Origin of the sequence: Thiocapsa sp. (assembly GCF_011390875.1) — a bacterium.
Classification (GTDB): domain Bacteria; phylum Pseudomonadota; class Gammaproteobacteria; order Chromatiales; family Chromatiaceae; genus Thiocapsa.
This window is the reverse complement of the sequence record NZ_JAABRP010000046.1, coordinates 20,192-30,404: the sequence shown is the minus strand read 5'-3', so window position 1 is coordinate 30,404 and position 10,213 is coordinate 20,192. Positions and strand designations below refer to the sequence as shown.

The following is a 10,213-nucleotide window of genomic DNA, read 5'->3' as shown; positions in this document are numbered from 1 at the left end:
GCGCGGGCGATGTAGGCCGCAGCACCCAGGGCCTCGGTGTAGACCACGCCGTGATAGGAGACATCCGGCTCGTTGAGCATTGGAAAACGGCTCGCGTGCTCGGCCCAGGGGAATTTGCCCGAGTCGACCAGGACCCCGCCGATCGTGGTCCCGTGTCCGCCCATATATTTGGTTGCAGCGTGGACGACGATGTCGCACCCGTGCTCGAATGGGCGGCACAGATAGGGGGTGGGCACCGTGTTGTCGACGATGACCGGCACGCCCCGGGCATGGGCCATGTCCGAGATCGCGCGTAGGTCCGCCACATTCCCGGCGGGATTGCCGATGGATTCGCAGAAGACCGCCTTGGTCTTCTCGTCGATCAGTGCATCCATGCCCTCGATGTCGTTGGGCGCGGCGAAGCGCACCTGGATCCCGAGTCTGGGCAAGGTGTGCGCGAAGAGGTTGTAGCTCCCGCCGTAGAGGGTCGAGACCGCAACGATGTTGTCCCCGGCCTGGGCGATGGTGAAGATGGCGTCGGTCACCGCGGCCATGCCCGAGGCGAGCGCCAAGGCCCCGACCCCGCCTTCCATCGCGGCGACGCGTTGCTCGAGCACGTCGCTGGTGGGATTCATGATGCGGGTGTAAATGTTGCCGGCGACCTTCAGGTCGAACAGATCGGCGCCATGCTGGGTATCGTCGAAGGCGTAGCTGGTGGTCTGATAGATCGGCGTCGCCACCGCCTTGGTGGTCGGGTCGGGCGCAAAACCGGCGTGAATCGCGAGGGTCTCGATCTTCATGGTCGCTCCTGATGGTGGTGTCGTTGCGATGGCCGCCCTGGTGAGGAGCGCCTTGCGCTTGCGTGAAATCGTTGTTGTCGTTGCGTTGTTGAATCCTTCGCCATGCCGTCGCGCGGATTCGGACATCAGGATCGACGCGGCGCAAATCCCGCACGCCCTGCCGCGGTCAGCGTAATGCCCGCCGATGGTATCCATCAGGTCCGAAGCTGTCGATCAATGTCATCCCGCGATTCAGCGGCTTCTGTTAGATTTAAACTGCGCCCTGTGCGGTATGCGATGCTTTTGGATGGGATCGGCCCCGGCGGTTTTGACGAACGCTGGAGTCGGCGTGGTTTAAAGTATTAAAAATATTAAATTTTAAACCGCCTCTCCAAAAAGGTCGGAAAAATCCTTGAGCCCGACACAACATGAAAGTAACGCATGCCGCTCTGGACGCGGTTTAAACGCAAAATGAAAATGACGCATGTCGCTCTGGACGCGGTTTAAGGGGTCGGCCGGGACGATTCGGTCACAAAAAAACACAACAACGGCGGAGGATGGACAAGATGGTCGAGATCAAGCATCGCGAGACTGGGCAGGTTCTTGAACGGATCGACGCGGACACCCTTGCGGGCGCGGACCTGCGCGACATGCAACTGAACGGAGCCGACTTGCGCAACGCCGATCTGACCGGCGCGAACCTGGAGTCGAGCGACCTCGTCGGCGCGCTGCTCAGTGGTGCACGGCTGGTCGATGCCGTCCTGGTCGCGACCGACCTGACCGACGCCGATCTCAGCTCCGCCGATCTCACGCAGGCCCATTTGGGCGCGGAGCGGCCCTCGCGCGCAGCAACCCTCAACAGCGCAAACCTGTCTCATGCCACGCTCGAGCGCGCCGACCTGCGCCATGCGGATGTTCGGCGCGCCAATCTGCAAGGCGCCAACCTCGGGCATGCGGACATGCGCGGCACCGACTTTCAGGGCAGCAATCTCTGTCACGTGGTCGCACCCAAGGCGCTCTTTATCCGCGCCAATCTGCGCGAGGCCAATCTCTGTGGTGCCGACCTTCGCGACTGTCATCTCAACGACGCCAATCTCGCGGGCGCAAGCATGCACGAGGCCGACCTGACCAGTGCCCTGCCCGGCGGCTTCACGGTCATCAACCTGGCCAACTTCGAGGGCGCCGATCTGCGTGGATCCAAGCTGCGCAGCGTGTCGGCCCAAGAGACCAATTTCCGCAACGCCAACCTGACGGACGTCGACCTGACCAACGCCGTGCTCGGAGGGGCTATCCTGCGCCGCGCCGACGTCACCAACACGGATTTCTCGGGCGTCGAGCTCGCAAGCGTCACGATGGAGTTCGCGAATTTTTCCAAGGCGCGCAACGCCGTCTATCCGTCTTACAAGAAAAATCTTAGGTAAATTATGGTTAAAGAAGGAAGTCGTGAGGAACGGATTGCCATCCTCGGTGCCGGGATCTCCGGGCTGAGTCTGGGCTGGCTGCTCTCACGGATGGGTAAGCGGGTCACGCTCTTCGAGTCTACCGATCGGATCGGCGGACTGGCGCGCACCTTCGACTGGCACGGCGTGCCCTGCGATATCGCACCCCATCGGCTCTACACGCAGGATCGCACGCTCGTGGAGATGATCGAGTCGTTGGTGCCGCTGCGCGAGCATCGCCGCAACAGCCGCATCCTGATGAAGGACAAGGTGATTGCGGACCCGATCAATCCGATCGAGCTGATCCTGAAGTTCGATCCAAAAACCGCCGCCAGCTTGATCCTGGGTTTTCTCGCACGTCCGAAGCTCCCCGAAGACTCCTTCGAGGCGCTGGCTTTAAATCGCTATGGGAGAGGACTTTACGATTTCTTTTTCGAGCCCTATACGAAAAAGATGTTCGGCGTCCCGCCCAGCGAGATCTCGGTGACCTGGGGACGCGAGAAACTGCGCTCGTCCGGACTCCTCGACACTATCCGCCGCAGCTCCAAGACCTTCTTCAGCACCTTCCATTACCCGGCCGATGGCGGTTACGGACAGATTGCCGACGCCATGCATGCGCACATCCGCGGCGAGGTGATGCTCGAATCCAAGGTGACGGGGCTCGAACGCACCGAAAATCGGGTGACGGCGATCCAATACCGCCGGCACGGCGAGCCGCACCGCTTCGAGTGCGACCGTGTCTTCAGCACCCTACCCGCGACACTGCTCGGGCGGATGCTCGGGGAGGAATTCAAGCTCAGGTATCGCGGCATCGAGCTGGTCTATCTGCATGTAAAGCAGCCGCGTGTGATGCCCTATCAGTGGGTCTATTTCGGCGACGGCGATGTCGTGATCAACCGGATGGCCGAGTTCCGCAACTTCCACGATCCGGAGGCGCGGGTCGACAACACGGTGCTCTGCGCCGAGGTGACCGCCGAGACCGATCGGCCGGTCGAGGATGTGCTGAGCGCGCTGGAGCGTTATCGCTTGATCGACCGGGCTGCGGTGGACGATGTGCTGGTCCTGCCCGAGGGCTTCGGCTATCCGGTCTACGACCGCGGATTCGAGGCCGTGAAGACGCGTGCGGAGACCGTTCTGGGCCGGTACGAGAACCTCCATTCGGTCGGCCGCAACGCCGAGTTCCGTCATATCGAGGTCGACGAGGATCTGGAATCCGCGCTGGCGACCGTGCGTCGTCTCTATCCGGAATCGATGCCCGAGACCATGGCCGAAGGACGGCCCGACGCATGAAACGGCTCCTCGCACTGCTGCTCCCGATCCTTGTTACGGTCGGGCTGCTCGTCTATGCACTGAGTGGCGTCGACCTGAGCACGCTGCGCAGCACGCTGCTCGAAGGCGAGCTCTGGGTGATCCCGCCGTTTCTGATCCTGCTGGCGTTCTTTTTCTTCAACAATGCGCTGCGTTGGACGCTGATCCTCAGGCCATTCGGTCACTTCTCGGTGCGGCAGGTCGCGCCCTCGATGATGATCGGCTTCGCCGGGAACAATCTGCTTCCGCTGCGCATCGGCGAGCTGATCCGCACCGTCATCTTTGCGAAGGAATCGGGATGCTCGCGCAGCGGTGTCCTGATGACGCTGGTGGTCGAGCGGGCGCTCGATCTGGTGGGGATCCTGCTTGTCTTCGTCACGGGCGCACTCCTGGTCGGAGAGCTCCCGCCCGGCTGGAGCTATGGTCTCGCCGTCGCGCTCGCCGGGATCCTGTCGCTGTTGACGGTACTGGTGCTGCTCGGACGCTTCCCGAACCTCTCGCTGGGTCTCTGGAAACGTTTGAGTCCGTCCCTTCCCACCCTTGTCGCGGAGCGGGGGCAGACCTACCTCACCGAGTTGTCGCGCGGATTGGGGGCACTTGCGACAGCCTCGACGGGCTTTGCGTTGTTCCTGCAGTCACTGTTGCGCTGGTATGTCGCAGCGGCCTTGGTGTGGCTGAGTCTTGCGAGCTACGGTGTGTCCGTACCCCCCGGCGTCGCGATGTTGGTGGTTGGGGTCACCGCAGCGGCCGTATCGCTGCCGAGCGTGCCCGGATTCGTAGGGCCCGTTCAGGCCGCCTTCGTCTTCGCTTTGACGCCATTCGGCATCAGCCAAGAGGTCGCACTCGCCGCCAGCATCCTCTTCCTTGTCGGCCACTGGGTGCCGGTGACCTTGACGGGCGCCATCTACTTTGTCTCGCGGCATTATTCGTATCGTCAGATCCGGCGGGAGGCGGCATCGCTGAGCGAGGATTCGGAGATCGCCTAGGGTGATTTCCGAAGACAAGGTGATTTCCGGAGCTTAAGCATCCCGACTGCGCATGTCCGGAAGACCTAAAGGGCTGTGCGTGCGAATAAATTTGCACAGACAGGCCGGTATTTCCTCTCTCGGAAACCACCTATCGGCGAATCGGGCAGCGCGCCGTGTGTGGCTCGTCCGCCGAGCTCCCATCGGTCTCGGGCGCACCCTCCTCCGGTTCGGGAGGAAGACGGATCAACTGTACGGACCCAACCCCGAGTGCTGTCTTCAATGCCTCCAGTTGCGACTCGAGCCGCGTCTCGGGTCCCTCGGGCAACACCCAACGCCGGCGGTCTCGGATGAGAATGCGCTCCGATCCGCAATCGTCCTTCATCGTAAAGACGTCCCAATCCCGCGGATGGATCAAGCCGTTGAACCAACCCGTTCCGTAGGGCACCTCGACGGGCACGCCGTCTCGCTCGGTCAGGGTCGTGCGGAATGCGATCCCCTTGGCATAGGCAGCGGCATAGAGCGGATAGAATGCGCGTCCCTCGATGTAGACGGCCTGCTGCCCCGAATCGCACGCGAACGCGGCCGCAATCTCGGGACGCATCCCCCCGGTGTGGGCCTCGCCGACGGGGTCGGTCGCGTGGGCACGGAAGAGCCCGAACAAGGCAAACGCGACAACCGCAAGGCTAAACACCTGCTGCAGGCGACGAGAGTGCAGACGCGACCAGACGAGATCGAGCATCAAGACGATGATCACCAGATACAGCGGCAACAACATCGATTGATGTCGCATCAGTCCGCCGAACGGATAAGCGCCTGCGACCCCTGCCGCAAACACCAATGCGGTCGCGATCACGGTCGCCAGAACCATTAGAACCCGCGCGCTTTGCCGCCGCCAGAGCCCGACCGCCAGCACCAGGGCGGCAGCCGCCCAGAACAAGGCGACCGCGACTGCCTGCCCCAGATCCGTCGCCGAAAACTGCGGGGTCAGCCAGCCGGCGTTGCCGACCAGACCGCACCAGGCAAATTGGAAGATCGAATCGCCTTCGCACAGCGTGAAGGACTCCAGATGCATCGGCGCCACGGCCCCGCGTCCGCGTCCGTACCCGAGTGCAAACCACAGCAGCACCGAGAGGGCGCCGATCACCAGAACAACAAACGCGGTCCAATCCCGGAAGCGCCAAGTCCGCAGCCACGCAAGCGGCCGTGCAAAGCGGCGTCCGGCCCGAACCGCCCACATCAGCGCCAAGCCCAGAATTAAGCCGAGGGTGACGAAGAGCGCCGAGTAGATGAAGGCGAACGCGATGGCGAGCCCCAACGCGGTCGTCAGCGGCTGCGGATTAGGCGTGGACCCGGGACCGATCGCACCCGAGGCGGTCCGCGGGACGAGCGTCGTCGCCGCGAGCAGTCCGATGACCAAGAACAGCAGTCCGAAGCTGTAGGAGCGCACCGAGACCGCAAGCTCGAGGAAGGCGAAGCTCGTGATCAGCAAGACCACCCCGAGCAACGCCATCTCCGGGACAACACGCAGACGCCGCAGCAACAGATACCAGAGCGGAACGGTCGCAACGGCAGCCAAGATCGAAGGCAGCCGGAACCAGAAGGGATCCGGGCCGAACTGGGCCATCGGCATGAGCAGGAGATGATGCAGCGGCGGGTGGGCGTCGACCAGGCCCTCCTCCAGCGCCTTGGTCCAGGGCGAGACAGTGCTCAGATAGAGGTGCCACGCCTCGTCGTAGCCCCAGCGCGGATCGAGCGCGAAGAGCAGCCCGATCCCGAGCGTCGCGAGGGTCAGCAAGACAAGTGTCAGTACGGACTCGCGCCTCGACATCGAATCGAGGGATCCTATCTCATGCGGAAGATTGGTGGACATTGGTCTCTCGGTCTCGCAGGAATCGACCACCCCTGCGTCGACACCGTCTCGTCGTCTTTAGAAAAACCCGCCGCCTGAACCCTGTCGGCGCCCAAGTGCGTTGTCCGCGCGAGGACACGAGCAACCTGCGGGCAACGCGGAGCGCCGAGAACGCAGCTCAGTCGAGCGAGCGATAGTAATCCATCAGGATTTGAGCGACCTCGGGTCGGGAGAACTCGGGCGGCGGGGCGATCCCGTTGCCGAGCATCTCGCGGACCTTCGTGCCGGAGAGCAGCACGAAGTCTTCCTTGCTGTGATCCGGGGCCTCGCACATCATAACAACCCGGTTTAGCTTTTTCGAGTAAGCAGTATGGTCTGCCTTGAAAATTTCGATCTGCAAGGCGTCGTCCGGAACCTCTTCGTCAAAGATCGTCTGGGCATCGAAGGCACCGTAATAATCACCGACACCGGCATGATCGCGGCCGATGATGAAGTGGGTCGCACCCATGTTTTGCCTGAAATAGGCATGCAGCACCGCCTCGCGTGGCCCGGCGTAAAGCATGTCGAAGCCGTAGCCCGTCACCATGGCGCTGTTGGGCGCGAAATAGAGCTCGACCATCTTGCGAATCGCCGCGTCCCGCACCGGGGCCGGGATATCGCCGGGCTTGAGCTTGCCAAGCAGCATGTGGATCACCAGGCCGTCGCAGTCGAGCCGCTTCATGGCCATATGACACAGCTCCTCATGGGCGAGGTGCATGGGATTGCGGGTCTGGAAGGCGACAACGCGCTTCCAGCCACGCTCGGCGATCTCGTTGCGGATCTCCACCGCGGTACGGAAGGTATCCGGGAAATCGTCCTGGAAATACGAAAAATGCAGGACCTGAATCGGACCCGAGACCGCAAACCGGCCCTGGCTGTTGAACGTCTGGACACCGGGGTGCTCCGGGTCCGCCGTGCGGTAGACCTTCTCGGTCATCAACGCCATCTGGGCGTCGGTCACCTGCTCGATCGTCTCGACATCCATGACGGCAAGCACCGGATTGCCCTCGACATTGGGGTCGCGCAAGGCGATCCGCTTGGCACCGTCGATCCCGTTGGCGCTCTCGAGCAAGCAGAGGATCGGGACCGGGAAGAAGAGCCCGTCGGTGGTCCGCATCCCCTCCGCTACGCCGATGGCGTCGGCGACGTTCATGAAGCCGGGCAGCGGCGTGAAGTACCCGCCACCCAACATCACGGCATTGGCGGCCGCCTGAGAGCTGATGATGACGGATGGCAGGGTCTCGGCCTCGCGCATCAAGGCATGATGGGAATCCGGGTCGTAGACGAACAAGGGCTTCAAAGCCTCGGAACCGACGGGTTTGATCATCTTCTGCTGCCTCTCGTGGTGGGGCCCATCGCGCGCCTGTCGATGCTCGACCGAGGAGGACGATGAGACGGCTGAGGGAAATGCGTTCTTGTCGGGCGTGACATCGGGGTTCGGGCAAGGGAAGCTGAAGGCATTGACGATCGCGTTCATCCGATGGCTCATCTGCCGGGTGATGGCCGCGACGACCCCTGTTCAACTGCCGGATCTAGGTTAAAACCATACCACGGACCTTGAAACCCCTTGCCCAGAGGATCTTTATGCAACGAACAATTTCACTTGGCGTCATCGCGTTCTCATGGCGACCCCGGGAGGCGTCGAGTACGCTAGACTTGCGCCCCGCGCGGGCGGGCCCATCTTCCGCCTCGAGCAATTGACCGGAACTCGGAACACTGACGCCGCGAAGGATATCCCGACCATGCCCTACTTCGTTTACAAGATCTCACCGCCGCTGCAACTGGAATACGTCGACACCATCGAACGCTATCAAGACGCCCGCGCATTGGTGCGTCGCCGCCGCGAGGAGGAAGGTGCCGGGAGCGACATCCAGTACCGACTCGTCTTCGCACGCCAACAAGGCGAAGCGGAGAAGCTGCTCTCGACCCCGCGCGACAATCGCGTCATCGGGGAGGACTAGCCTGGAGCGCCGGAGGCCATCTCGGGCATGCACCCGGCAAACTCCCCCGCACATCAGCGCACCGACATGACCACTCCCGTGCCGACGTCCTTCTCCGCCCAGAGAAACTGACGCACCTTGCGCACGTAAGACTGTGTCTCCGCGTAAGGCGGAATCTTGCGCCCGTGCTTGATCACGGCCCCCTCGCCCGCGTTGTAGCCGGCCAGAGCCAGTTCGAGGTCCCAATCGAACATGTCCATCAGATCGCGCAAATAGGCCGTCCCGCCGCGAATATTTTCGACCGGATTGAAGCTGTCCGTCACGCCGTAGCGGGCCGCGGTTCCGGGCATCAACTGCATCAGCCCTTGCGCACCGGCACGCGACACCGCCGTAGGGTTGTAGGCCGACTCGGCCCGCACGACGGCGTGAATCAACGCGGGCGATAGACCGTAGCGACGGGCGTTCGCAGCGATCAGCGTCTCGTATGCCGCGCGGCGCGTCGCAAGCGAACCGGTAATCGGCGCAGCTTTTTTCAACGGCGTCTTGCGTTGTTCGATTCCGGCCGATTTAGCCTGATTCTCGCGAACCAGCTTTTTCGACGCGCGTTGCCACTCGAGCCGATATTGACTGCCCTTCATCGGGGCGTCGGTGAAGTACACCTTTCCCGCGGCATCGACATACTTGTAAACATCGGCCTGAGCGGCGCTTGCCGCGCAGCAGGCCAGAACGGCCAAAAAGGTCACCAAGTGTCCTCGCATCTTCCCCCCCTCGAATAGCCGGACATGACAGCACGCCGTCTAGGCTGCCTGCGGCGGACCGACCGCGCCTACCTCGGAAGTCCCTACGGCCCGATTTGATCCGATCTGCGCGAACATCGCGACGCACACAGGGACAACCCCTGGTGACGAAGCAACGGTCTCGGCCCGATCGGCACGCCCTGCCCTCCAGCCAGACCGGGCTAATCCTAGTGCAGGATGGCTGTGCACGTCAGCCCTGTCCTGCTCGACGGCAGAAGAGCGCACCCGCGATTCGCAGTATCGCTGCACCCGAAATCGGACTTCGCAGCATGAGCATAGACCAATTAAAGGCCAATGCACACGAGCCCGGAGAATCGATGGACCGGGCCTGAAACAGAGCTCGAAGAGACCGCGAATCCGTTCAAAAGACGGCTTTCATGCCGAATCAGGTAATCTGTCAACTCATAAAAAAATAAACATTTTCAACAGTCTCTTATCATTGTTATCTTTTGCAGAAGTTTAAGCGATGCAACGAGCCGATCCGATGGAAAATTTTGATTGCTTTTCCGCGATCACTTCCTATACTCTCGCCTTGCCTACAGGCTAGAACGTCCAATGTACCGGGGGGAACATGAATCGACGTTATTTTCTAGGCGTTGCCTTGTCTGCTGTCGCCGCACCTGCTTTTGCAAAAAAACCGGCTGAACGTCCACGCGTTCTCGCATTCCGCCATCTCCATACCGACGAGCGCATTGCGGTCACCTACCGCGTCGGGGATCGCTACCAGCGCAGCGCGCTGCATGAGGTCAATCACTTCTTCCGTGATTTCCGCACCGGCGATCAAGTCGCGATCGATCCGCAACTGCTCGATCTCCTTTACGACGTCAAGATCCACCTCGGCGATGTCGACGCCCGCTTCGACGTCCTCAGCGGATACCGCTCGCCGCGCACGAACAAGATGCTCCGGGAGACCTCCGGCGGCGTCGCAAAAAATAGCCTGCACCTGACCGGCCAGGCCATCGATGTTCGCTTCCCCGACCTTCCGACCCGATCCATCCGAGACGCGGCCATCGCGCTCGGGCGTGGCGGTGTCGGCTATTATCGTCGATCCGACTTCGTCCACCTCGATACAGGTACCGTCCGGCGCTGGGGCGCCTGACAGGGGCCGACCCTTG

General features: G+C 62.1%; 9 protein-coding genes. 5 read left to right on the top strand and 4 right to left on the bottom strand.

What is annotated here, in order from left to right:
- On the bottom strand, nucleotides 1-779 hold a 779-nt coding region (locus GPT33_RS05535; protein ID WP_296806326.1), incomplete at its 3' end, for an aminotransferase class I/II-fold pyridoxal phosphate-dependent enzyme.
- A 545-nt stretch (nucleotides 780-1,324) separates the two neighbouring features.
- Here GPT33_RS05535 and GPT33_RS05530 point away from each other — a divergent pair.
- Genes GPT33_RS05530 through GPT33_RS05520 form a run of 3 tightly spaced genes read left to right on the top strand, consistent with a single transcriptional unit; the run spans nucleotide 1,325 to nucleotide 4,491 of the window.
- Nucleotides 1,325-2,179, top strand: a complete 855-nt coding sequence (locus GPT33_RS05530) for a pentapeptide repeat-containing protein (protein ID WP_296806325.1) — start codon at nucleotides 1,325-1,327, stop codon at nucleotides 2,177-2,179.
- Between the two features lie 3 nt (nucleotides 2,180-2,182).
- Nucleotides 2,183-3,487, top strand: a complete 1,305-nt coding sequence (locus GPT33_RS05525) for an FAD-dependent oxidoreductase (RefSeq protein ID WP_296806324.1) — start codon at nucleotides 2,183-2,185, stop codon at nucleotides 3,485-3,487.
- A complete protein-coding gene (locus GPT33_RS05520; RefSeq protein ID WP_296806323.1) occupies nucleotides 3,484-4,491 on the top strand; it encodes a lysylphosphatidylglycerol synthase transmembrane domain-containing protein in 1,008 nt (335 codons plus the stop codon). Before GPT33_RS05525 ends, GPT33_RS05520 begins: the two co-directional genes overlap by 4 nt.
- 130 nt (nucleotides 4,492-4,621) lie before the next feature.
- Here the strand turns inward: GPT33_RS05520 and GPT33_RS05515 are convergent, their stop codons facing one another.
- Both GPT33_RS05515 and sat read right to left on the bottom strand, forming a co-directional pair.
- Nucleotides 4,622-6,343 (bottom strand): hypothetical protein, encoded by a 1,722-nt coding sequence (locus GPT33_RS05515; protein ID WP_296806322.1) that lies wholly within the window; start codon nucleotides 6,341-6,343, stop codon nucleotides 4,622-4,624.
- Nucleotides 6,344-6,500: 157 nt separating this feature from the next.
- Nucleotides 6,501-7,688 carry a sulfate adenylyltransferase gene (gene sat, locus GPT33_RS05510; RefSeq protein ID WP_296806321.1) on the bottom strand — a complete coding sequence of 396 codons (1,188 nt, stop codon included), beginning with the start codon at nucleotides 7,686-7,688 and terminating at the stop codon, nucleotides 6,501-6,503.
- Between the two features lie 415 nt (nucleotides 7,689-8,103).
- On the opposite strand from sat, the gene GPT33_RS05505 reads away from it, so the two are divergent.
- A complete protein-coding gene (locus GPT33_RS05505; protein ID WP_296806320.1) occupies nucleotides 8,104-8,322 on the top strand; it encodes a hypothetical protein in 219 nt (72 codons plus the stop codon).
- Between the two features lie 53 nt (nucleotides 8,323-8,375).
- Here GPT33_RS05505 and GPT33_RS05500 read toward each other — a convergent pair whose 3' ends face one another.
- A complete protein-coding gene (locus GPT33_RS05500) occupies nucleotides 8,376-9,059 on the bottom strand; it encodes a lytic transglycosylase domain-containing protein (protein WP_296806319.1) in 684 nt (227 codons plus the stop codon).
- A 610-nt stretch (nucleotides 9,060-9,669) separates the two neighbouring features.
- On the opposite strand from GPT33_RS05500, the gene GPT33_RS05495 reads away from it, so the two are divergent.
- A complete protein-coding gene (locus GPT33_RS05495) occupies nucleotides 9,670-10,197 on the top strand; it encodes a DUF882 domain-containing protein (RefSeq protein ID WP_296806318.1) in 528 nt (175 codons plus the stop codon).
- Nucleotides 10,198-10,213 lie beyond the last annotated feature (16 nt).